This is a genomic window from Bradyrhizobium sp. UFLA06-24, from assembly GCF_054967145.1.
The window spans coordinates 1-23,781 of the sequence record NZ_JADFUE010000051.1 but is presented as its reverse complement, the minus strand read 5'-3'; the positions used below and the strand labels follow the sequence as shown (position 1 = coordinate 23,781).

Here is a 23,781-nt window from a genome sequence, read left to right as displayed (position 1 = left end):
ATGGCCCGACGCGCCTCCATTGCCTGCCTCGGAGCCGGCCGGATGGGCCGCGGCATTGCTGTCGCATTCGCTTATGCCGGGCATCAGGTCACAATGATTGACGTCAAAGCGCGCACGGAGGATGATTTCGCCAGACTGGAGGCGGACGCGCTCGGCGAAGTCAGAAAGACGTTTACTAGCCTCTCAAAGTTGGGGCTGCTGACCGAGGCAGACATCGAACCGCTCGCTGCGCGGGTTTCGGTGGTACCGGCGCGCCAGAGCGACGCCGCGCTATCAGAAGCAGGAATGGTGTTCGAGGGCGTTCCTGAGATCGTCGAGCTCAAGCGCGAGGTGCTGGCGACCGCTTCACGACAGGTCGGCCTAGATACGATCATTGCATCGACCACGTCGACCATCCTCGTCGACGATCTCTCCGGGGTCATCGTGAACCCTCGTCGCTTCCTCAACGTGCACTGGCTCAACCCGGCCTATCTGATCCCGCTGGTGGAAGTGTCACCCGGCAAGGCCACAGATCCAGCCATCATCGATGAGGTGAAGGCCCTGCTCGAAGGCATCGGCAAGGTGCCGGTGATCTGCGCAGCGACGCCCGGCTTCATTGTTCCGCGTATCCAGGCTCTCGCCATGAATGAGGCCGCGCGCATGGTCGAGGAAGGCGTCGCCAGCGCGGAAGAGATCGACAAAGCGATCCGCTACGGATTCGGGTTCCGCTATGCCGTGCTCGGACTACTCGAGTTCATCGATTGGGGCGGCGGGGATATTCTGTACTACGCCAGCCGCTATCTCGAGGACGCACTGGGCAGCGACCGCTATCGTGCACCGGAGGTCATTTCTCGCAACATGCACGAAGGTCGGATCGGCTTGCGCACAGGCGCAGGCTTCCTCGACTACTCAGGCATGGACGTCGACGCTTATCGTGCCAAACGGCTTCAGGCCATGGTTGACCTGCTTCGCCATTTCGGTCTCGCTCGCCCGCCCGTCATCGACCGCAGCTAACCGAAGACGTCCTGGAGGACACCTTCCCGTACCACCGCGACGCCATCGAGCTCGATTGTCGTTCCCATCATCGGCAGGTCGAAATGGCCGGCAGTGTAGCGGCCCGCGAATTCATTGGCGCCGGTCGAGAACAGGAAGTTGCCGGAAACGGCGCGGATTTCAGTGCCGTTGGTGTCGCGCTGGTCATACATCGACAGCGCCTCATAGCGGGCACCCGGGTTCATGCCGAAGCCGACATGCGACACGGCATAAGCCTCGCGGTCGCCCCAGGCGGCCAAATAAGCGCGCATCATCGCCGCATCCGTGCCCTCGCCCTCCAATTCGACGACGTAATCGTCCTTCAGGGTCATCTTCACCGGTGAGGTCAGGTAGCGCTTGAAGGTGAGATTAATATCGCCCGGCGCCATCACCAGCGTGCCGTTGATCGTTCCGCTTTTCGGAAAGCTGACGACGATGCCACCCGGCCAATGGGCCAGCGTGCCCGGCTTGTCGGTCCAGCCCCACACTCCCACCGTCGAAGCCCCGACCATATCCACATCCAGCGCTGTGCCGGCCTTAGAAGTGACCCGCATCCGCTTGGTGCCGCGCAGCATCTTCGCCGCGGCGCGCACGCGCTTTTCCAGCGCCGGATCCGGCACCATCCGTTCCAACGCCTCGGGATGCTCGTTGGAGATTACCAGGATGCGCGCGCCGGCCTTCAGGATCTCGGGTGTCTCCACCGCATGCATCAGACCCTCGATGGTGCAATCCACCACGAACCCGGCCTGCTGAAGCGCGCTGATCACCGGACCGAGCTTTTGTATCGCTTCGCTGGCCCCCGTCGAGCGAACCGGGACGATATTGCGATTGCGTGGCGTCGGCATGATGACGTGGAACGGCCGGGCGCCCATGCGGAGCAGCGCGAGCTCCGCCAGATGTACGTTGAGCGCGCGCGACTGGGTCTCCGAAAGGATCGCCGCAGTATCGCCGGCCTTGACGGCACATCGCTCAAAGATTTCGCAAAACGCGTCAATCCATTTTGCCTCGATGCGATCAGCCAGCATGGTTCACTCCCGGTCTTATGGTTTCTTGCTTGGTTCGTTCAAGCCTCAGGGAAGCCCCGCAGGAGGTACGATCGCACGGCGCCTAGCGAGGCATTCAGGACCAACCCCAGCAGCGAGATCGTAATCAGCGGCACGAACATGTCGACAGCCTGGAAAGTGCGGGCCGCCGTTACGAGGGCATGGCCCAAGCCGTCCGTCGACGTAATCATTTCCGCCAGAAACACCACGATGCAGGAAATGACAAGGCCGATGCGACATCCGGTCAGGATCGATGGCATCGCTGCAGGCAAGACGACCTTGAACAGAACATCATACCGCGGCGTTCCGGCTGCCATGGCCGACCAGATCAGCTTCTGCTCAACCATCGAAGCTCCGTAATAGGTAGAGAGCAGGATGGGAAAGAGCGCATCCGCGCTTACCAGAGTGATCTTCGATCCATGGCCAAAGCCAAGCAACAGCAGCAACGCCGGATAGAGGGCGACCTTCGGCAATGGCGCCAGCACCCGTACGATCGGCCGAACCACGGCATTGATCGCAGGGCTGGCAGCGGCCGCAATGCCGAGACTGACGCCAAGCACGACTGCAATCGCGAAGCCCGCAAACAGCCGGATCAGCGTCGCCGCGATTTCCTGCTGGAAGGTCCAAGTCATAAGTTGCTGAAGCAGCCGGCCGAAGACAACGCCCGGCGGCGGCAGCAGGACGACTGGCGCGAAGCCGAACGAGACGAGGCCCTGCCACAGCGCGATCACCAATACGATAGGTGCCAGCCCAAACATGACGTTTGCTGAGAGAAGACGCCGCATCATGAAAAGCTCAGCGGCAAGTCGAACTGCGGCTCAGACCAGCGCACGAGCCTTGCACGAATGCCCTCGAACGCCGCATCCAGGCAAATGCCCATTGCACCGACAATGATGATCATGGCGTAGACCGTGTCGTACTGGCCCATATCCAGTGCGTTGAACAGAATATTCCCCGCGCCCGACTGGCGCGCAATCATCTCGCTCGTGATCATCGTAATCAGTGCCAACACCAGCCCGGTGCGGCACCCGGTCATGATTTCCGGAAGCGCGGCAGGCAATACGATCCGTGTCAGGCGCTGCAAGGGCGAAAGCCCCATCGCCGCGCCCGACCACACCATCTTCTCCTCGACGGCCTTGGCCCCCTCAAAGCTGTGGTAAATCACGGGGAGGCTCACGCCGAGGAAGATCACCAGCGTCTTGGTGATATCGCCGACCCCGAGCCACAGCATGATAATCGGCATTAACGCCGCCTTCGGCACCGGGTAGATTACCATCAGCAACGGGTTGAAGAAGGCCGCGACAGCCTGGCTGCGGCCCATCAACAGGCCGAGCGGAATCGAAACCAGTACCGCGATGCCGAACCCGATCGTCATGCGGCGGAGCGAGGCCAGGATATTGATCAGAGATTCCTTGTCGCTAAGGATATCCGGGATGGTTCGGACCGCTTCTAGCGCGGTCGGGAAACTATCGCTCTTGAGCGCGAGGGACGCGATCTGCCACACTGCCAGTAGGCCGATGCAAGCCAGCACGGGCGCAGCGCGTCTGGTCATAGCAGCTCGCGAGATCAAGACGGCGACCCGACTTCGTCGCTCTCATCGAACATGCGTTCGATGTCGACGACGTACTTCTGGTATCGCGGGTCCAGCAACAACTCGTTGCGGCGCCGCGGTCGCGGCAGATCGATATCGATAACTTCCCGGATGCGACCGGGGGATGTCGACATCATGACGACCTTGTCCGAAAGGAAGACGGCTTCATCAACTGAGTGGGTGACGAACAACACCGTCTTGCGGTCACGCTCCCAGATATTCAAGAGATCGTTCTGAAGACGCGTCCGGGTATGAGCATCAAGCGCCCCGAACGGTTCGTCCATCAGCAGGACTTCGGGATGATAGGCAAGCGTCCGGGCCAGCGCGACGCGCTGCTTCATGCCGCCCGACAGTTCCTTCGGATAGAAATTCTCGTAGCCCTTGAGGCCGACCATCTCGATCAGCATGCGGCTCTGCGCTTCTGCTTGCGTTGCTCGCACGCCTTGCTGGCGAGGCCCATACATCACATTGCCCAGCACGGTCTTCCATGGAAACAGCGCGAACTCCTGGAACACCGGCCCGCGATCCGGGCCCGGCCCCGTGATCGGCTGTCCCTTTATCTTCGCCGTGCCGCTGGTTGGGCTGACAAATCCCCCGACGATGTAAAGAAGCGTCGACTTGCCACAGCCAGACGGGCCGAGGATGGAGACGAACGCGCCCTCCTCGATCGTCAGGGAGATATCTGACAGGGCCAAGTGGTCCTTGCGCGTCGAGGTCTGGAAGACCTGCGAGACGCGATCGATATCGATGATCGTAGAAGCCGGCCTTTGTGATGTCACCGGTCTCACCCATTCACTCGATCTCGAAGGCACTACCTTCATCCCGTCTCCCGCGTCACCTACGGCTGAATGTCTTGGAACGGCTCAGCTGAACGTCCTCTCTCAGAGCTACGATGCTAGCAAGAAACTTGCCAATCACTTCGTCATCTTCGCACGCGCACGGTGCCTCAATCAAACCACGGCCACTCCGCGGGCCCCTCGTGCGTGACAGCTCCGCCAGGTGCTTGACCGACCAGACGCGCATATTTCGCCAACGCGCCGGCTCGATGCCGCGGCGGGCGCTGCTTCCAAGCGCGGCGGCGTGCGGCGAGTTCCTGCTCGTCGACCTGCAGATCCATGCGGCGGCCGGCGGCATCAATCCGGATCCTGTCGCCATCGCGGACGAGCGCCAGTGGACCGCCGACGAACGCCTCGGGAGAAACATAGCCAATGCACATGCCGCGCGTGGCACCCGAGAACCGCCCATCGGTAATAAGGGCGACCTTCTCACCCATTCCTTGGCCGTAGATCAGCGCGGTGACGCCGAGCATCTCGCGCATGCCGGGGCCGCCGACGGGCCCTTCATTGCGGATCACCAAGACTTCGCCGGCCTTGTAGCTGCGGTCGCGAACAGCCGCGACGCAGGCCTCCTCGTCCTCGAACACCCGGGCCACGCCCTCGAAGAGCTGGCTCTTCAGCCCAGCAACCTTGATGACCGCCCCGTCGGGACAAAGATTTCCCTTCAGGACCGCAACACCACCGTCAGCCATGATCGGCGTAGAGGCAGCGTAAACGACCTCACCATCGGGGGCATTGGCCGCGCCGTATTCTTCCGCAAGCGTACGGCCCGTGATCGTGAGGCAGCTGCCGTCGATATGCCCGCTCTTGATCAGCTCTCTGATCACGACAGCCGCGCCGCCAATATCATAGACGTCTTTCGCCGTGTACTTCCCTCCGGGCCGCAAGTTACCGATCAACGGTGTCCGGGCGAAGACCTCGCCGACATCGTCGATCGTGAATGCAATGCCCGCCTCGTTGGCAATCGCCGGCAGGTGCAGCGCCGCGTTTGTCGAGCCGCCGGTCGCAGCTACAATCGCCGCACCATTTTCCAATGATTTTCGCGTCACGACATCGCGTGGCAGCGGTCCGCCACGCGTCAGCATCTCCATGATCAGCCGTCCGGCGCGCCGCGATATCTGCGCGCGCTCAGCGTAAACGCCGGGCACCATGGACACGTTGGGAATGGTGAGGCCCATCGCCTCCGACACCATCCCCATCGTGTTCGCCGTGAACTGACCGGCGCAGGCGCCGATGGTCGGCAGGCAGGCGCGCTCGATCCGCTCGAGTGTCACGGCATCGACCTCTCCCGTCATGAAGCTGCCGACAGCCTCGTAGGAGTCGAGCACCGTCAGCGTCCGCCCGTCGACGCGGCCAGGCAGCGAACTTCCGCCGTAGATGAAAATCGAGGGCACGTTACAACGAACCATGCCCATCATCACGCCCGGAAGCGTCTTGTCGCACCCGCCGTATCCGATCAAGGCATCATAGGCGAGGCCGTGAACGACGGCTTCGATGGAGTCGGCGATCAGCTCACGCGAGAACAGGGAGAACTTCATCCCCTCGTGATTCATGCTGATGCCGTCGGAGACCGAGATAGTCGAGAATTCGCGCGGCGTGCCGCCGGCCTCCTCGATTCCGGTCTTGGCCGCGGCCACCTGGAAGTCATGGGTCATGTTGCAGGGCGTCTGTTCGCCCTTCATGCTGACAATACCCACCATCGGCTTGGCGATGGCCGCATCATCCAGACCCATGGCACGCATGAAGGCACGGTGCGGGGCCCGGTCCAGGCCGTCAGTCGTTATCCGTGATCGCAACTTCTTCATGCCTTTATCATCTTCATGCCATGTCCCGCACCCTGCGAGACATGCCGCCCCATTGATCCTTCGAGCTGCCCGATCGCCTATTGCAGAGGCGCGACGATCGTCGGATGTTTGAACTGCGCGACATCCAGCTTCGGCAGCATCCCCGTCTCCGCATAAATGTCGAGCATCTTCTGGATTGCCGGGAAATTCGGGGCAGCACCGGGATCGCGGCCGAAATCATTGTCCTTGAGCAGGTAGGTGTCGAGCACGGGAATGGGTGCTTTCAGTACTTCATTGACCACCTTCAGCGTCTCTTCACGGTTCGCCAACGCCTTCTTCATGCCCGACGTGATGTCACGGACATAGGCCTTGACCAGCTCAGGATTCTTGTCGACGAAATCGGCGCGGCAGGCTTCCAGAATGTGCACGATGTTCGGCATGGCCTGCGACAGCGAGAACAATTTGCGCGTGCCGCCCTTGGCTTCCGCCCGAGCCGCAAAGGGCTGGTTCATGTTGACCGCATCGACTCGGCCCTGGCGCAGCGCATCCTCTGAGACGGCAAAGCCGACCTCAACCAACTTGATGTCTTTCGCCGGATCGACGCCGTTCTGCTTCAGCAGCAGGTTGAAGGGACCTTGCGTGCCGCCGCCGATCACGGAAATGCCGACGGTCTTGCCCTTGAGATCGGCAATGGTTTTGATTGGGGAGTCATCCATCACCGCCCAGTAGACTGAGAAGCCGCCCGGCTTCTCGAAGACGTGCTGCGCCACAATGTAGGCCTTGAGATTGCCGCCGACCACGCCGTTGGCAAGCGAGAGCGGCGCCTGCGTCGCGCAATCCAGGGCGCCGGCCGCCAAAGCCTGCGTCATCGGCGCGGTGCCCTGAAATTGAGTCCATTCGATGTTGTAGGTCTTGCCGATATCGGGAAATTCGGCCGGCCTGCGCATCATCCAGTATTTGGATTCCTCGGCCGGGATAGTCCAGCCCACACGGATGGTCTGCTGCGCCCGCGAGGGGCCTGCGCCCACGACCATGGCCGCCATGGCCCCTATTGCCAGCATCCAGCCCGAAACTGCCCGCATCATGCCCACTCCGTTGTTCCGGCGCCGACTGACGCCACCAACCCGAACCGGCCCAAATGTTTCATGGTTCAAACAATCAGGCAAGCCATGCAAGCTGGTCTAGTATCGCGGTGGGATGCGTTAGGTATGGTGCGAAGCGGCCGCGCGGCGCTGCGCCGCGACAGAAGGAGGCAACCCATGGCTGATGCAAGCAAGACAAACCCGCAAGGCGGCGAGAGGCTGGGTTACCTCGGTCTGGGGCTGATGGGCACGCCGATGACCCGGCGCTTGCTCAAGGCAGGTTATCACGTCAGCGTCTGGAACCGCTCGAAGAGCAAGGTCGCCCCGCTCGTCGAGGCCGGCGCCAAGCGCGCGGCTACGCCGTGCGACCTGTTGACGAGCTCAGACATCGTTTTCATGTGCGTGACAGATGCCGCCGCCGTCGAAGAAGTGTTGTTCGGGCCCGAAGGCCTTGCGGCAGCTCCCGGCGCGAGCAAGCTCGTAGTCGATTTCTCGTCGATCCACCCCGACGCCGCGCGCGAGCTTGCGGGACGTTTGAAAGCTGCGAACGGCGCAAGCTGGATCGATGCGCCTGTGTCCGGCGGCACCAAGGGCGCCGAAGAAGGCACCTTGGCCATCATGGCGGGCGGAGAAGCTGCTGACATCGAGAGGGCCCGGCCTTATGTGCTGGCCATGGCGCGCCGGTTTACGCACATGGGTCCAACTGGCGCGGGTCAAACCACAAAGCTCTGCAACCAGGTGATCGTTGGGTGCGCAATGGCCGTGCTTGCTGAGGCGACGCGCCTTGCCTCGAATGCAGGTATTGACGCAAGCCGGCTGCCCGAGGCGCTCGCCGGGGGCTTTGCGGATTCGATCCCGCTTCAGCTCTTCGTCCCGCGCATGGTCCAGGGCATCCACTCCCCGCCCCTCGGCCATATCGCGACGATGCTCAAGGACCTCGATACGGTTGCCGACGTGGCCCGGGCGACGTCGACGCCCGTGCCCATGGCAACGCTTGCGGGCCAGATCTTCAGGTTGGCCAAGGCCGCGCGCGGCGCAGACGCGGACGCGTTGGAGATCTACAAGCTCTCCGCCTCCGATCGCTGAACTGACGAGCGCACTCGAATTGTCCCTACGGCTACTTCGTGCGCGCGTCGTCGGCCAGAAAGCGGCCATACGTCCCTCGCGCAAACAGCAGAGGCTCTTTTGCACTATAGGCATAGGCCTCGACCGCACCGAGAAAAATCACATGATCGCCACCATAATAGCGATTGACCGATCGGCACTGAAAATTCGCTACGCTCTCGGTGAGAACCGGCGCGTTGCCGAGGCCAGGCGTCCAGTCCACACCCGCAAACTTGTCATCGGATGACTTTGCAAACTTGTTTGCAAGCGCCTGTTGTGAGGTGCCCAGCACGTGGACGGTGAAATGGCTGGCGTTCTGAAACACGGTCAGACTCGATGAATAGACTCCGAGGCTCCAGAGGACCAGGGGCGGATTCAACGAGACGGACGCAAACGAATTGCAAGTGATTCCATACGGCTTTCCATCAACAGCCGCAGCTGTGATGATCGTTACACCCGTGCCGTAGGTGCCGAGTGCATTGCGAAAATCACGCGGGTCGATTTGCGAACTGTCGCTCGCGAACTCATTGGCTGGATCAAGAGCAGCGGGCTGCTTTGGCAGGTCATTCATCGGCCGGCCTCACAGCGTGAGATTCTCGGACGGCAGGCCGAGCGCCACGCGTCCATAATTGGTTCCGGCCGCATCGAAATTGAATGCGAGGTGGGAATTGATCGCGTGCGCATCGCGGAACTGCCGCTGCAGGACGCCTGTGGTAAACAGACCTCGCGCTCCGCTCGCCGCAAATAGCATCGAGACGGCATCCGTGCACAGATTGACCGAAAATGCTCCGTCGCGTCGATATCTGGTCTTGGTCGCCATGTCGGGTGTGTGGCCGCGCCGGGCGTCCTCCATCGCCGCGATGCAGGCCGAGCGCATGATCAGGCGCGCAGCATCGATCTTGGCAGAGGCCTCAGCGATCTTGATTTGCGTGCTTTGGAAATCACTGAGCTTGGCGCGATTGTACGTCGATATGCGGTGTCGGACGACCTCCACATAATCGTTCAGGCATGCCTGCGCATTTCCGAGCGCGACGCCGGAGAGAACATAGGGAAACAACGAGAACACGGGCAGAGCATACAGAGGATTGGGGTTGACCTTGCTGCCGGGCGTCGCGCCACCTGCAAGTTCCCCGACCGCGACAGTCATATGCTCGGGCACGAAGGCATCCCTGACCTCGACATCCGACGAGCCCGTGCCGCGAAGTCCCGCGACGTTCCAGGTATCGAGAATCTTGTAGTCGGCTTTCGGCAACAGGAAGATGCGGTACTCGATACCGTCAGCCTCATCATCGGAGGAGACGACGCTCGCGAGCATATTCCACGCACAGGAGCCGACGCCCGACGAAAATGGCCAGCTTCCGTGTAGCCGGTATCCACCCTCCACCTTGCTGGCGCGGCCCGCCGGAAAAATGAAAGATGAGGCAATCAGCACGTCCGGATCTCGGCCCCAGACCGCATCCTGTGCACTCGGCTCAAACATGCCGAGCATCCAGTGATGGCTTGCCAGATTGGCTAGATTCCATGCCACCGACGCGTCGGCTCGTCCCAGCAGTTCGGCGCAATCAACCAGAGCGACGTAATCGAGCTCGGCGCCGCCGATGCGTTTCGGCTGAAGCATCCGGAACAGCCCGGCCTCATGCAGATCCCGCTCGGTCTCCGGTGGCAGGTGCCGCAATTCCTCGGTGCGAGCCGCCCGCTCCCGCAATTGCGGCACGAGAGATCGGGTTTTCGCGATCATCGCCGCATAGGCTGGATCGCCGGCGACTGGTCCCGCCGATTGCCCCCTGCTCGACTGTTCACCAAGCGCCATTCGCGTCCCTCGCTCTCGTGCATTTATGCGGCGGGAACCTTGCCAAATCAAGCTGGAGCGGCGCTCAGTCCGACCTGGGGGTCTTGCCCAGCCCAAATGCGCCTTTTTCGGCCAAGGCCGCGATCCGCTTGTCATCGTAACCAAGCGTCTCGCGCATGACACGTTCTGTATGCTCTCCCAATAGCGGCGCGGCCATGGGATCAACGGTCGCGGTCAGGCTCATGGTGATCGGTGGCTCGATGTTCGGTACCCATCGCGCCGTGCGATGCGGGATCCGGCTCAGACGCGCGCGTTCCCGGGCTTCGGGCGCATTGAAGCCCTCTTCGACGGTTCGGAGGTAACCGACCGGGATATTGGCCAGCTTCATCTTCGTCATCCAGTTCTCGAGAGTGTCGCTCGCGAACACCTCGGCGATAGCCGCACGCAGGAGCTCCTTGTTCTCCGACCGGGCCTTTCGGGTTGCAAATTTTGGATCGGTGATGAGATCAGGACGGTTCAGCACCTCGACCGCCAGCCGTCGATACAACCGGTCATTGGCGCAAGCCATGTAAAGCGGACCGTCGGACGCCTCATAGACACCCACGGTGGGAGAGCCGCTCGGCGAGTTGCCGAATCGGCCGGGGTTCTCGCCGTTGATCAAATAGGCCATGCCGTAGAAGCCGGTCATCCCCATGGCAACGTCGAACAGCGCGACTTCGACATGCTGTCCGCGACCGAGCCGATCCCGCGCCAGCAGCGCCAGCAGGATGGCATTGCAGGCCGACATTCCGGTCGCCATGTCGACAATTGGCGGCCCCGTACGAACCGCCGGACCATCGGCGAAGCCGTTGAGCGACATGAAGCCGCTTTCAGCCTGCGTGATGGGATCAAAGCCCGGGCGCGAGGCGAACGGTCCAGTGCGCCCGTATGCGGAGATAGAGCAATAAACCAGCCGCGCGTTGAGCGGCGCCACGGCCTCGTAATCGAGGCCGAACTTCTTCATGACCCCGCTGGAAAAGTTTTCGACGACCACGTCAGCCTTACGGATCAGATCCAAGGCGATCTCCCGCGCCTCCGGAACCGCGAGATCGAGCGCGATGCCGCTTTTGTTGCGGTTCAAGCTGAGATAGGCCGCGCTTTCCCCGCCTATCTCGGCATGTTCATAGGCGCGGGTATCGTCGCCGCCATCGGGGTTTTCGATCTTGATGACGCGCGCGCCAAAATCAGCGAGCGTCTGGGTGCAGGCGGGTCCCGCCACAACGCGCGTGAAATCAATCACCAAGAGACCGTCAAGTGCGGTTGGCCCTCCCGCCGCCCGCGACGGCCGCTCCGGCAATTGAGGCTTGGTGGACATCCCTGGTGCTCCCTTACATCGGCTTGTGCTCGCCGAATTCGCTGTAAGCAAACTTAAAGCCGTACGCAGCCAACTTCGCAAGTGATTCAATCAGAGCGCTTCACGAACCCGGCAGCGGCCAAGCTGCCGGGTCCTTACTGGATTTCGGAGGCACGAGGCCGACACCTGCAAGGCGCGAAAAAGCACCTTCCGCAACGCGGAAATCTCCAGTCAATGAAGCAAGCTTCGCTAACCTGGAGCTGAAATCCCTTGCCCGATGCCGCTGCATGGCTCCTACGCTGGCGAAGTAGCGTATTCCGAACTTGGTTGGACGGCACGACACCGACGGACCCCATCGTCGGCATGATAAGCGAGCCACCAGGCCCCGAGCTCGAACTGCGACATCGCTGCATCATCGAAGAAGGTTAGCCGAAATAGATCAGCCAAGGTCTCCAGAGCGTCTCGTCGGACGTATAGACCGCAGGAATTCCGCACATGGGACCACTCAAAGGAAAGGAACGGTAAATTGACGCTGCGGCGGGCTCTCACTTACCCAGCAACACCTTCACGCCCAGCCAAACGGCCCCCATCAGGCCGGTGGCAATTATTGTGATCACGATCTTGAGGGTGTAACTCTGCGCCTGCGCCAGGGTCGTTCGCCACCGCCGCAAGTGCTGGAAATCCGCCCTCACCTCCTTTCGGTCATCATCCTCGATGCCAAACGAAGCGAGCACCGACCCCACCGTCTTCAGCACGATCGCATCGACGCTGTCATGCTGAAGCCTCTGCTGCTCCGCCAGCATCTTGGCAACGATGACCCTGATTTCGTCGTCCGGCATCTTCATGGCTGGATGATCCTTTTTGTAACCTTCTCCAATCCGCCCTCGGCGAAGCAGAAGGAACGACGAGATTGCCGCTGATCTCTGCAGATCAGGCCATAGGATCCCTTGATCCAGGGCCCAGGACCGTGTCTCAGACTAGCAATTTGGCGACTGATGAAACATGCCTGGAATATCTAGGCATTGGCAGACTGCAAAGCAGAGGAACTGATCAGACGTAAGCGCAGCTTGCTCTGATCTAGCGAGCCCTACCGCTAAGGGTCACGAGCGTTCCATGTAAGATGCGTTCACAAGTTCCACATAGATGCGTGTTTGGCGTTTGACCGTTGCCGTGAGCCAACGAGTTCAACCAAAAAGTGCGATTTTTGCCACCTCACGACTGCATGAGTCAGAGGAGCCTTTAACGGCGTTTGATCGCGCAGGCGCGAAATCGAGAACTAGCCACTCCAGTTCTGCAAGCTCGCGCTCTCCTGCCACGACTTCGCTCACAGCACGGCTCAACCCATCATAGGTCGCGAGTCCGCATCGAAGCGCTCCACCGTCCTCAACCAAGCCGGCACTCGTTTAACCGCTCCGATCTCCTTGCTTTTCCCATCCGTTAGAGCGGTACCGCAGGGGTGACTGCCCCGCCATCGTGCATCCAGGCAACATTCTGGTCGCCGGTCCCCAACAAAGAACCCGCCGATCGCTCGGTGTGCGGGCCAGCTCCTCCTTTCCCACAATGCCATTCTGCCGGTGTTTTGCCCGACGGGTCAAGGTCCCAATGTTGAAAAACCGAAACGACCGCCGATTGCGCGGCACGCGACGCTTCCCGGCCCTATCGGCAGTATTCGAACTTCCTGTTCTCTTTTGCGCCCAAACTCTGCGCTCGAGCTTCTTGCGGTTGTTGCTGACCTTCTTCTCCGCCTTCTTCACGGCCGACGCCAACGTGCCCCTCTTCTTCGCCTGATAGGCGACTTGAATTTCTTTCCGACGGCGAAGCGGACCGCGGCCCCGCTTTCGGCCAAGGCGGTTTGCTTCTTTTACTTCCAGAGGGCACCTTCTTGGCCACAGAACAGACAGGAGATTTCGGCCGGAGTCTGGGTCGAGCGGGAGCTGCTCGCCCAGTTCGAGTATCGCGCCAAGCCTGCCGAAGAAAGGTTCGGCATCCTTCGGCCTTGGCTCGGTAATAGCGCCTGCACCTGCAGTGGCGCCGGTGAACCTGCCCGCCCTGCAATCATGTCGGCGAGTCCAATTACCTGAGATGCCGCGCTCTATTGCGCTGTGAGGATGTGAGCGACTGAACGCCCGAAGTGGGCTTATAGGGAAGCGGAGGTTTGTGACGCGACCAAAGTTTCGCGCCGAGGGGGACGCCAGCGAGCGAGGAGGATTGTACCGATCTGCCGACCTCGCTTGAGCGGATCGGACCTCGCGATCTTGCCCAGTGCTGGAGCTTGTCCATGGGGCGGCCGAAGAGGAAACGGCCCGGCACTAGGCCCGTTTCGCGGCGCAGGACGGCCGCCCAATCTACCGCGCTCACGATCGGGGCGAACGGTTCTTCACTGGGATCAACAATGTCCCCTCTGGAGACGCCTATGACAGGCTTCGGCCAACATCTTCCATTCAGCCCGCGTCAAGTAGCTCTGGTCGCGCCTCAATGAATCAGCGTCCTCGAACTTCAGAAAAATTCTAAGGAAGGCTCATGCTGCGATGGGTATTTGACAGGCAAAAAACGCTGAATGCCGACAAGATGGCGAGAGACGATTTGCCCAGGGAGCACACGCACGTCCCTGTCGAACGGAGCGATCAGCCTTCTTCAATCCCAATGACATGATCGCTTGATGATGACGTTGGCCGAGATCTTTCCGCCGATGCAAGTCATCTTGCGCCCGCATGGGTGCACGCCGGTGCGTACCTCTCCTGTCCGAAACTCGCCCCAATTCCAGATCGTCTTAGATGCTAAGAACGGGTCCGCGGGGCACTGCTTTGCCTCGGCAGACCAGGCAAGGCCGGCCAACATACCTACAATGATCAACCCAATTGCGCGCATCGAGGAGCTCCAACGAAGTGGAAGCGAAATAGCTCGGCTTGTGTGAAGCCTCCAGCCGTAGTTCCGCATTATCGACGGCGTGGCCCACCTCGGGAAAAGAGTGAGCCTTGTTCGTTAGAGCGCCGATCCGGCCAATGACTGTGTTGCAGCGCTTCCAATAGCCATCGTCTGCGCGAACATCGTTGTGCCGCACGGGAGTGCACAACCGGCATGCAAAGGCAGGCAAGCGTTGAAGTAGCAACCCTAAGCCAGCTGCGATCGCGATTTTCGCCGATTAGCTAGACCGACGAGACCTAGAAAACCCACCATCAACATCGCCCACGTCGAGGGCTCCGGTACAGCGCTCGTCATCGGAGTGACGTCAAGAGACACTCCTCCCGTGTTGTCGTTATAGGGAAAGTCCGCCACGCCAAAAGTCACCGGAGTTGCCGCGGCGAGGGAAAACGTTATTGGATTGGGGGCGGGCGTTGATGGACCTCCATTAATCTGCTGATCCAGCGGGCTAGTCGTATACGCCGTGAGCGCTTGGGTCGCCGAGGAAAAGTACGAGCTGCTGGGCAACAGGTATTGCGTTGTATTACCGTTGAAGGACATCGTGAATCGTTCGGTCCACCCTTGAACGCAGTTTGCGCCAGTACCGTCACAACCTGACACAGTCCCACCTGACCAGGGATCCCAAGCATCGTAGGCGCCTCCTGCGGCAGTGCCGATCAGCTGAACCTGGTAGGTTCCCGCAGCAAGTATGATGGTGGTGCCAGCAGGGTTTGTTGCGTCGTAATTGACAATCGAAGCGTGAGCAGAGGAAGCCATGGCCGCTCCACCAAAACCGATACAAAAGAAAATCGCTGAGAGCCTCATGGAAATTTCTCCTGCTCCATGTTTTCGTGCAAGCGGTCTACCTGCGCCGATCGCCAGGGCTGGCTATTTATGCCTTCCTAAGGCACGGTACCCCAGCAGGGTGCAATTGATTGTTGCCGCCGTCTATCTATCGATATCGACAGATGCAGTCGCAAATTCTGCGTTTGGTTTTTCATAAGAGATAGGTAAGTTCCATGCGGACGATGCTGTTTGTAGACGACCACCCGATCTATCGGGAGGGGCTAAAACGCGCTCTCTTCGAGCTGGTCCATGATCTTGATGTTGTTGTCGCTTCAGGCACCCAAGAGGCGCTGCAACTCGTAGACGCAAGGGCCGATATCGATCTTATCCTAGCCGACTACCGGCTAGCCGATGGAGACGGCATATCGATTTTGCGTACGCTCGCTCCTAGCCATTGCGATGTGGGTCTCGGCATCCTGTGTGCAGACGTCACCTCGGACCTCATTGCGCGTGTTAAGAAGCTAGGCGGTGTTGCGTGCTTGTCCAAAACTCGAGATGTTACTCAATTGGCATCTGCAATCGAAACGTTGTTCGCCGGCGGAATGGTCTTTGACGAGAAGGAATTTACCAGCGCGCGTGACGGCTCGCTTTCAATTCGCAGACAGGAGATTGTTCTTCTCGCAGCAGGTGGGTACCTTGATAAGGAAATTAGTGAACGGCTGAACATTTCAGAGAGCACGGTGAGAAACCATTGGCAGCACATTTTCGCGCAGCTTGGCGCAAGCAACCGAACGGAAGCGGTATTCAAAGCGACCCGTCTCGGGCTGATCTAGTTCATACTAAATTCGATGCGGTCGCTGCTGAGCGAATCCGCGCACTGTATCGTCCACACACCAGCCGATTCTTCTTTTTGGGATTCTCAACACTGGGAGCTATTCTTGTCGCGCTCCTATGCCTCCATATTGGTCGAGCCGATTGGATGCGCGTGTTGCTTTGGCTTGGCGGAATCGCCGGCGCCGACATTTGCCTTTCATTGCTTGACCGCAGTTTTCGCCACAACGCGCCGAAAGACAACCAACTATTGAGTTGGGCTTGGGCAAGAGCAATTGCGTCAGGAGCAAGGGCTCTTGCCTGGAGTTCGGGTCCCATTCTGATGTATCAGCATGGCGATATCGTCTCGCTGATAGTTCCTCTATGGGGGATCATTAATCTCACGGCTGCGTCTGCCTATACGGCGGCGCCTTTCCTACCTTCGCTGATCGCAACTGGGCTTGCTGGTATACTACCGGCGGCTTGCTGGCTGCTGGCCCAAGGCACGGATGTTACACGTCTGGGAGCTGCTTTGCTTCTCCTCGCACTTCCCTTCGTTGGGTTTCTTGGTGTGTTAGGACGCCGCAATATTACCGCGCTGATCGAGGGCCGATTGGAGCTCGCTGGATTGCTCGAGCGACAGCAATTACAGACTAGGCTAGTCGAAGACGCTATGACTGAGCGCACTCGGTTCTTCACCTCTGTCAGTCATGATCTGAAGCAGCCCCTGCAGGCGCTGAGTTTATATGCTCCTCTTCTACTGAGCGCGAAAGATGACGGCTCGCGTCGCGATATCGCCACGCGAGTGATCGAATGTGTAACGACCCTTGAGCGCCAGTTTAGCGCGATATTGAAGGTCGCCGACATAGACGCGAGTTTACGTCAGGCGCGCCCCGCCCCTATTTCACTACAAGCATTGTTCGTCCGGTTGGCGGACCAATTCCGCCCTGATGCAGAGGCGAAAGGATTGCGTCTGAAGACCGTCCCGACCAGCCTGTGGTGCTGGGCGCCTTCAGACCTGCTCGAGCGAGTTCTGCTCAACCTGCTTTCGAACGCTGTGAAATATACCCGCCAAGGAACGATATTGCTGGGCGCGCGCAAGATCGGCCGTGCCGTCCGGATATGCGTCGTCGATACTGGGATCGGGATCTCGCAAGAGGAACAGCTGAAGATATTCGATGAGTTTTATCAAGTCGGCAACAGCGGCAGGGCACGTGAGCTTGGGTATGGGCTTGGCCTCTCGATCGTCCGGCGTCTATGCACAGGCATGCAGTGGCCGGTCGCGTGCAAATCAGCTGTTGGTCGCGGAAGCTTATTCAGCGTCGAGGTGCCCCGCGCAGAGAGGGCTCCTCGAACTCCAACCGGACTTGATGCATCAACTGATCTTCAGAGCACTATGACTCAGAAGGTGGTCATTGTTGAAGACGATGCGCTGGTGGAGGATGCGCTGACTAGATTGCTTACCAATTGGGGCATTTCAGTTCTGAGCTGTCGTAACGAGATGGAATTGCTTGAAGTTCTGCAGTCCTCGCCTCCAGATGCGCTGCCCCATGTCCTACTGGACCATCGTCTCGGAAATGGGGCGACGGGACTCGACCTCGCCGATCAGGTCGGAAAATCCTTTGGCAATCGAGTTCAGCTCACTCTGATGACGGCAGAGACCGATAAAGCGGTGATGGACGGAGCAGCTCGCCGCAATATCGTCGTTTTGCGCAAGCCGATCAAGCCGATTCGCTTGCGTGCCATTCTGCGCGCGCACATTGCCGGAGCAAACATAAAGCGCTGCGACCCATCGTAGGCGTTGCCGCTGGCGCAGCTACTTAACCTATGCCGCCTCTCCATTACTCCGTTGACGTTGGCATTTGTGCTTCAGCGTGAAGGCCGCAAGGCTCGACGACCACCCATAAACGCGATCTTCGCGACTGGGAATAACTCAGCCGGAAGCAGGCAACTTCATCGACCGCGTCGACAATGCCATCGGGTTCAGCTCCGTCGCAGTTAGATCAAGTCGCTCAGCAACAACCTGCTAGGTGTTGGACTGGCGCCAGTGGCAAGTCTTTACCGGCCGCTTACACACTTCTCCGTGCATAGCCACCGCCCGAGCGACAATAACCGAAATAGCCAAGGCCGGCCAATCCGAGAAGCATCATTGCCCAGGTCGAAGGCTCCGGCACGCTGGAAATCGACCACGAAAAGGCGCCGTTCATATAGCCGGAATAGTTTGCATCCTGGATAGCGACGCCTCCATTGCGGAGGATGAAATCCTCGTCGCCCTGGATAGCTATCGTATAGAACCGACCGGCGCGGACGGCTCCTTCGAAAATTCCCGACTCGGTAGGATTGAAAAGGTCGGGTTGCGTGTATCCGGTGGCGCCGGCACCAGTCCAACTGATAGTCCAGCCCTTGAGCCCCAAACCATTCCCGCTGACCAGCCTGATGTCCCAATTCATCGCAAAGATGCCGTCGCTTGTGGCTCTGAACGTATACGACCAATCGTTCACCTCGAGCTTGTGCGACAGATCCGCGACGGCGGCGTGCTGCGGATTCATGAAATGCCAACCGTAATTGCGGAAGAAAACCGAACCGTTGTCCGCGGAATTCCAAGTCGCAACCGCGTTTCCCGAAGCTGTGACGAATTCGGGCCCGAAAGTCGCCCGGGCAAGAACATTCGTAGCCAGCGTTTTCGGGGTGCCGGTCCAATGCTCTCGCTGAAGATCCCTTGCTCTATCTCCGTTAATGGATGCGTCTGCGACGGCGTTCAACACCCCATCGAGCGCGATCGTCGCGCCAGCTGGAACATCGGACGACATCCAAAGCAGCAGCGCGGCAGCTGCGCACACATATGATCTGATCCGCACGATCGTTAGTCTCTTCACTTGCACGACAGTCTCTCCAATTCGCGATGTCATCCATGAAACCCATCGGCACGGTAGTGAGCCCGCACCTTGGAGTGGCTACACAACCGTCAAGCCTGACCCAATTAGAAATTGCGCTCCAGATCATGAGGATCCTACAAAGCAGGCGCTGCGGGCCGAAAAGGCAGAACCAGCGAGCGAGGCCAAGGCCGCCGCTCTTGCCCGCACGGAAAAACGCGCTACCAATGCTTGGCAGCGCGATTTAGTTGACTGGCTGGAGCGCTTCAATGGAACAAACCTGCACAGGGGCGGAGCAAGCCGCAACGTCGGTTCATCTGCGTGCGGCAGCTTTGGTCGCGGAACTCCACTTCCGCCCACGGCCTGTACGGGATTACCGCCGCAGCGCGAGATGAGCTGCGTCTTTCCGGACCTCGCGGATATCTCAGGCGAAGCTGAGCGTCGCGTCGAACACCCGAATTTCGACAAAGCTATGCTCGCCTTCTGCCGCGGCCTAGCCGACTTCCACTCCGTTGCGCTGAGCCGGCGGGCCGGCATCGTCGATACCGTGACTTGGGCTGTCGCACTGCTGGTCCTCTATCTCGACGAGCACGCCCGCGAGAGCGCCCACGCGAGGAGGCTGGTTGCGATTTGCGCGGAAGGACAGCTTGCTGGAGCCACGGCCGTCCGCAACGCGATTGCGTTGCTGCGGCAGGGTGGCATGTTTGTTTACGACGAACCGGTCACGCCCGGACCGGCGCATCGGTTGCGTCCGGCGGCGGCCCTCATTGAGACGATGCAGGACAATCTCTCGATCCGCTTTTCCGCCCTCGAGCCCGTGATCGCCTGGCCGAAAGCTCCCGCCGAATGGGCCTGGCGTGCTGTCGCGTTTCGTCCGAGGCAATGTCGAGGCCTACCGGCGCGAGCATCACATTCTGTTCGAGCCCTTCCCGGAGGTGCGCATCTTCATGGACCGCCATTGCGGGTACCACATCTTCATGGAGATCCTCAGTCACCTGGAGATTACAAGGCTGGGGGCAGCCGGCGTCGTTTCCCTGTCAGATGTGAGCGACAAGTTCGCAGTCTCGCGTGCCCATATTCGCAAACTGTTGCGGGCGGCGGCCGACCGAAACTGGCTGAGGTATGAACTCGGCGGACGGGTGACGATCGGCGCTCAGTCGCTTGCGCGATACCGCCTCTGGTTCGGCCACGAATTCACCTGGATCTATCGCGTCGCCGGCAGCGACTTCGCGGCCAACCAGAGCACCAAGATGGCAAGCTCAGTCGATCACCAACAGATCGCAGCGGAAAACGTACAAGCCGGTCAACGCGGCGTCGGTTCGGCGCTTCGACGGGGCACCGATGAAGGGCGCGAAAGTGCTCAGGGCGAAGTCGGGGAAACGTGAGGAGCCAGGCCCATGATGCTGCTCGCGCGAGCGAGCTGACCTGGCTGGGAGCCAGATCCAAACTCAAGGCATTGCAAGCTCGTCGAGCAGGTAAATTTCGTAGAAGATCGTGATCCCTCGCTCGCCAAAACCTACATACGCTTGGAATTGCCAGAATTTCCCGGCAATCATCAAATTCTTGTTGGCAGAAGCGAATTATCTTGGCATGCTTCTGTGAGCGGGGCTCGCACGCTCCATTCACCTCTGTTTAAAACTCGGTTCTGAAGTAACGGCAACGCTGCGGCGGGCGTTTCAACGCCAGATATTAGATCATTCTATTGAACTCCTGAGGTCGCCTTTAGGTGGCCTCTTCTTTGAGCATTCCATTCCGCGGGGACATTGCAATGGCAAAACCACCCGTTTCCCGAGATGCTTTTCGTGGATTATTCGCTTTCTACGCAGCGAAAGCTCATCACGACCACAAAGCCGAAGGCGAGGAGTGCCTTTTAAGGTTGTTCGGGTCTGCGGAATACATTCCTGATCGACTGCTGCAGCAATGGTCTGAGGCAGCTGATCTAGTCGGTCCAGAAATCCTCGGTACTGTAGTGGAGCCGCGCGCCCATGAACTCGCGAGCGGTGGGACGCGGTACGACCATGCGAGTGATTTCCTGCACGCGATCTTAAGAGACCTCGGGCGAAAACTGCAATGATCCGATGCAAGTTTCGGCGGCCCTTGGCGCTCCTCTGATCAAATTGCCCCCAACAGGACACCTTCAGCGCCTCACCTAGATTTGGTAGCCCACGCACCCCGGTGGCGTCGGCTTGCAGCCCTTCGAATGTCAGCGCAAACCGCTCGATGAGCTGCGCCGAACGCTCTGACCGTGCCCATAGATCTGAGGCTTCAGCTAGGCGATCTGAATTGCTGCGCGGAAAACATCATCGTCGCAGGACCGACCGGGCTCGGTCGCGCGCGCTATCTTATCCGAATGATTTCTTTGACACAGTGACACGCACCCACGCACCTGTGGTCAATCAAAAAAGAAACCCGCCCGCGCTAGCGAGCGAGTCTCCTCATGCCCATGCGAATGCGCCAGTCCGGTGGCGCAATAAAGGTTAGACCTGATTGATTTCTTTCCGGTTACCGTCGAGGCGCCGCAACCGAAGGCTCACTCCACTCCTTTTGATGCAGAGAGCCCGAAGGAGGCTTCAACTCCTCCAGTCCCGCGTTAATCAGACCTATTTCATCCTGTACGACAGATATAGCATTTGCCGGGTTGATGCCGGATAGCTTGCAGTTTGGCCAGCACCTGGCGGGGATGGGCTAATTCGTCTTCCAACGCGCGTCGATCCCGCACCTCAACATAGCCAGCCACGATCATCTGCATTGCGTTTGACATGGGCACCAAACCTATGAGGGCTAAGTCTCATCGTCTTTCTTGCAGCGTCAGCCTTATCGTGTACGAAGCGACCAAGGCTTTCGGGATTTCGCCACGCGTGCATCCACTTCCCTAGAGAACGAATGCCAGTATTTCCAATGACGCGACCGTGGGCGGATACTCCTTGCTTTAGGAAGCTCAGCAATTAATCGAACAAGCGCTAAGCGAGCGCGGCTTGATTGCTGCCCAAACTCCCGTGCAGTCACCGCTATTGAATAGCGAGTCTGATCGCAGGACCCAGAAGATACTATTGAGGACTCGTCGGTCGTTTACCCGCGGAGCGCCACGCGGCTTATTCGGCAGCATCGGCCTTGTGGCAGCCCATTCCATAGTCGGCGAGTTCGTAGCGCATGATTCGAGCCCCCAGTTTGGGAGTTTTGAATCACAGGAGTCCGGCCAAGCGCAACGCTTCTGGCTCGGCCGCGGTCCGGCGCTTATGGGCAGAAGCGGACATCAACCTGCCGACGATCCCCGATGAGACCGTCGAAAATGACCCCAACCGGACTCGTACAACCCTTGACGTTGGCGACATTTTCTAGATCAATATTCACTCCACCTCTGGGCGTTGAGATATTCACATAAGTTAATAGCGCGCATCGGGTACTTGGTTGCATCAGGGGGCGAAGGATGGAGCCTGAACTTGCATCCGTCTTCATAACAGATGAACTTGCCCGAAGAGGGCAGCTCCGGCCACGGCTTTTCCAAGAGCGACTACCCATGCGCGATCTGGCCCGCGCGATGATCGACGACCCACAGCGGGTGCTTCCCGTCCTCGTCGAATGCGCGATGGAGCAGTGTGGAGCCGTATCGGGCGGCATCAGTCTTTACGAGGCTGAGCCGGCCCCCGGAATTTTCCGTTGGCACTATGTCAGAGGAGAGTTGGCTAGTTTTGCGGGCGCAACCATCCCGAGGTTTGACAGCCCGTGTGGGATCACACTGGACCAGCGGAAGCCGATCCTCGTGGAACGACCGGAGCGCGCGTATAGTTGGATTCGGGAAGCAGACCTCTCCGTACCGGAAGCTTTGCTAGTACCTTTGTACATGGGGGCCGACGAACCGTTGGGAACCCTGTGGTTGGTCTCCGAGAACGAAGGTCATTTCGACGCGAACCATGCCGAAATCGCAAGTGAGATGGCCTCTTTCGCGGGGTTGGCGCTTCGCGTAGCAGACCAGGACAAGCAAATGGAAACGGCGCTCGAAAGGCAGGAGTTGCTCGCCCGTGAGATGGAGCATCGCCTGAAAAACGAATTAGCCGTGGTGCAGGCTCTCCTGAACATGGCCGCGGAGCAGGAGTGCACGGCTCAAGAGCTCGCCCACGCAATGCGCGGTAGACTGCAGGCGCTATCGGCCGCATATGATCTGGTCCATTTGAGGTCAGAGGATCATCCCGGGGAATCGAGAGCATGCCTGATCGATCTTTTGCAGACAATTCTCCGCCCGTACCAATCTTACAATACCCGGCTCGAAGGTCCTGACATCCACCTTGGGCGGGATGCGACCAGGACGTTGGCCTTGGTGTTGCACGAACTCGCGACTAATTCCGCAAAGTATGGCGCTCTCTCCTGCTTTGGGGGAAGCCTTGAAGTGCTCTGGCGCGTCGAGGACAACAGCCTTCAGCTCCGATGGGCTGAGAGTGGAGGTCCTGTGAACCAGACCACCCCGAGATCGAGCGGTTTTGGCTCGGTGCTCACAGCAACCAGCATCCGATCGCTAAAAGGCTCCATATCTTACGCTTGGCCAAAGAAGGGCTTGATCGCAACGATTGAGCTGGCGATTGACCGGCTGACGCTCTGAGGCTCTTAGAGCGCCAAGTCTGAACTTGGCCCATCGTGTCGCTTCGTCGGCACGCCAACACGTCCGAACCTAAGGGTAGACCGGACCCCGCCCGCGCTGGACCAAACCGTCGCGGGTGACCCTATGTATGGTCCGGCCGCGCGTCGCAAGAAGGAATTCGTCGGGTCGGTGGTGAGCGGTCTTGCATCAATGTATCCGGCCTCCGATTGGAGCATATGCTCCGGGCCATCATGGATATCAGCGC

General features: G+C 59.6%; 20 protein-coding genes and 1 pseudogene. 8 read left to right on the top strand and 13 right to left on the bottom strand.

All coding sequences use genetic code 11. The features are described from left to right. Positions 1–993 (top strand): 3-hydroxybutyryl-CoA dehydrogenase, encoded by a 993-nt coding sequence (locus tag IF809_RS29360; protein WP_462839297.1) that lies wholly within the window; start codon positions 1–3, stop codon positions 991–993. On the opposite strand, the gene IF809_RS29355 is transcribed toward IF809_RS29360, so the two are convergent. From IF809_RS29355 to IF809_RS29330, 6 genes are all read right to left on the bottom strand, one after another. Further along, positions 990–2,036 (bottom strand): M29 family metallopeptidase, encoded by a 1,047-nt coding sequence (locus IF809_RS29355; protein ID WP_462839296.1) that lies wholly within the window; start codon positions 2,034–2,036, stop codon positions 990–992. The two genes, IF809_RS29360 and IF809_RS29355, sit on opposite strands and share 4 nt — an antisense overlap. A 38-nt stretch (positions 2,037–2,074) precedes the next feature. After that, positions 2,075–2,842, bottom strand: coding sequence for an ABC transporter permease (locus IF809_RS29350; RefSeq protein WP_128965049.1), 768 nt, complete (start codon positions 2,840–2,842; stop codon positions 2,075–2,077). Beyond that, positions 2,839–3,606, bottom strand: coding sequence for an ABC transporter permease (locus IF809_RS29345; protein WP_462839295.1), 768 nt, complete (start codon positions 3,604–3,606; stop codon positions 2,839–2,841). The genes IF809_RS29350 and IF809_RS29345 overlap by 4 nt, the downstream gene beginning before the upstream one ends. Before the next feature lie 14 nt (positions 3,607–3,620). Then, positions 3,621–4,466, bottom strand: a complete 846-nt coding sequence (locus IF809_RS29340) for an ABC transporter ATP-binding protein (protein ID WP_453982718.1) — start codon at positions 4,464–4,466, stop codon at positions 3,621–3,623. A gap of 125 nt (positions 4,467–4,591) precedes the next feature. Beyond that, the gene (ilvD, locus tag IF809_RS29335; RefSeq protein WP_462839294.1) at positions 4,592–6,286 is read right to left on the bottom strand and encodes a dihydroxy-acid dehydratase; all 1,695 of its coding nucleotides are present in this window, start codon (positions 6,284–6,286) and stop codon (positions 4,592–4,594) included. 77 nt (positions 6,287–6,363) lie between these two features. Then, complete coding sequence (locus IF809_RS29330) at positions 6,364–7,347, bottom strand: ABC transporter substrate-binding protein (RefSeq protein WP_164938997.1); 984 nt, start codon at positions 7,345–7,347, stop codon at positions 6,364–6,366. Positions 7,348–7,524: 177 nt separating this feature from the next. Between IF809_RS29330 and IF809_RS29325 the strand changes: the two genes are divergently transcribed. After that, positions 7,525–8,433, top strand: a complete 909-nt coding sequence (locus tag IF809_RS29325) for an NAD(P)-dependent oxidoreductase (RefSeq protein ID WP_462839312.1) — start codon at positions 7,525–7,527, stop codon at positions 8,431–8,433. A gap of 31 nt (positions 8,434–8,464) precedes the next feature. Here IF809_RS29325 and IF809_RS29320 read toward each other — a convergent pair whose 3' ends face one another. The 4 genes from IF809_RS29320 to IF809_RS29305 all read right to left on the bottom strand — a co-directional run bounded on the left by IF809_RS29320 (position 8,465) and on the right by IF809_RS29305 (position 12,418). Next, entirely contained in the window at positions 8,465–9,022 is a 558-nt protein-coding gene (locus IF809_RS29320) for a flavin reductase family protein (protein WP_453982716.1), read from the bottom strand. A 9-nt stretch (positions 9,023–9,031) separates the two neighbouring features. Further along, positions 9,032–10,261: an acyl-CoA dehydrogenase family protein gene (locus IF809_RS29315; RefSeq protein ID WP_453997599.1), complete on the bottom strand. Its 1,230-nt coding sequence runs from the start codon at positions 10,259–10,261 to the stop codon at positions 9,032–9,034. Positions 10,262–10,325: 64 nt separating this feature from the next. Further along, complete coding sequence (locus tag IF809_RS29310; protein ID WP_462839293.1) at positions 10,326–11,594, bottom strand: CaiB/BaiF CoA transferase family protein; 1,269 nt, start codon at positions 11,592–11,594, stop codon at positions 10,326–10,328. A gap of 524 nt (positions 11,595–12,118) precedes the next feature. Next, complete coding sequence (locus IF809_RS29305) at positions 12,119–12,418, bottom strand: hypothetical protein (RefSeq protein ID WP_453982714.1); 300 nt, start codon at positions 12,416–12,418, stop codon at positions 12,119–12,121. Between the two features lie 757 nt (positions 12,419–13,175). On the opposite strand from IF809_RS29305, the gene IF809_RS29300 reads away from it, so the two are divergent. Continuing rightward, positions 13,176–13,361, top strand: a complete 186-nt coding sequence (locus IF809_RS29300; protein WP_462839292.1) for a hypothetical protein — start codon at positions 13,176–13,178, stop codon at positions 13,359–13,361. Positions 13,362–14,684: 1,323 nt separating this feature from the next. On the opposite strand, the gene IF809_RS29295 is transcribed toward IF809_RS29300, so the two are convergent. Then, on the bottom strand, positions 14,685–15,299 hold the full coding sequence (locus tag IF809_RS29295; RefSeq protein WP_462839291.1) for a PEPxxWA-CTERM sorting domain-containing protein: 615 nt from the start codon (positions 15,297–15,299) through the stop codon (positions 14,685–14,687). A gap of 194 nt (positions 15,300–15,493) precedes the next feature. Between IF809_RS29295 and IF809_RS29290 the strand changes: the two genes are divergently transcribed. Together IF809_RS29290 and IF809_RS29285 are read left to right on the top strand one after the other, a co-directional pair. Further along, positions 15,494–16,093: a response regulator transcription factor gene (locus IF809_RS29290; RefSeq protein WP_462839290.1), complete on the top strand. Its 600-nt coding sequence runs from the start codon at positions 15,494–15,496 to the stop codon at positions 16,091–16,093. Between the two features lie 146 nt (positions 16,094–16,239). Further along, positions 16,240–17,868, top strand: coding sequence for an ATP-binding response regulator (locus IF809_RS29285; RefSeq protein WP_462839289.1), 1,629 nt, complete (start codon positions 16,240–16,242; stop codon positions 17,866–17,868). A gap of 271 nt (positions 17,869–18,139) precedes the next feature. Here IF809_RS29285 and IF809_RS29280 read toward each other — a convergent pair whose 3' ends face one another. Further along, positions 18,140–18,952, bottom strand: a complete 813-nt coding sequence (locus tag IF809_RS29280; protein ID WP_462839288.1) for a PEP-CTERM sorting domain-containing protein — start codon at positions 18,950–18,952, stop codon at positions 18,140–18,142. An 848-nt stretch (positions 18,953–19,800) separates the two neighbouring features. Between IF809_RS29280 and IF809_RS29275 the strand changes: the two genes are divergently transcribed. Next, positions 19,801–20,328, top strand: a complete 528-nt coding sequence (locus tag IF809_RS29275) for a hypothetical protein (RefSeq protein ID WP_462839287.1) — start codon at positions 19,801–19,803, stop codon at positions 20,326–20,328. A gap of 383 nt (positions 20,329–20,711) precedes the next feature. Continuing rightward, positions 20,712–21,017, top strand: a complete 306-nt coding sequence (locus IF809_RS29270; protein WP_453982708.1) for a hypothetical protein — start codon at positions 20,712–20,714, stop codon at positions 21,015–21,017. Positions 21,018–21,968: 951 nt separating this feature from the next. On the opposite strand, the pseudogene IF809_RS29265 reads toward IF809_RS29270, so the two are convergent. Further along, positions 21,969–22,095 (bottom strand): annotated as a pseudogene (locus IF809_RS29265) (transposase); the annotation flags it as partial. A gap of 365 nt (positions 22,096–22,460) precedes the next feature. Here IF809_RS29265 and IF809_RS29260 point away from each other — a divergent pair. Then, complete coding sequence (locus IF809_RS29260) at positions 22,461–23,537, top strand: sensor histidine kinase (RefSeq protein WP_462839286.1); 1,077 nt, start codon at positions 22,461–22,463, stop codon at positions 23,535–23,537. Positions 23,538–23,781: the final 244 nt, after the last annotated feature.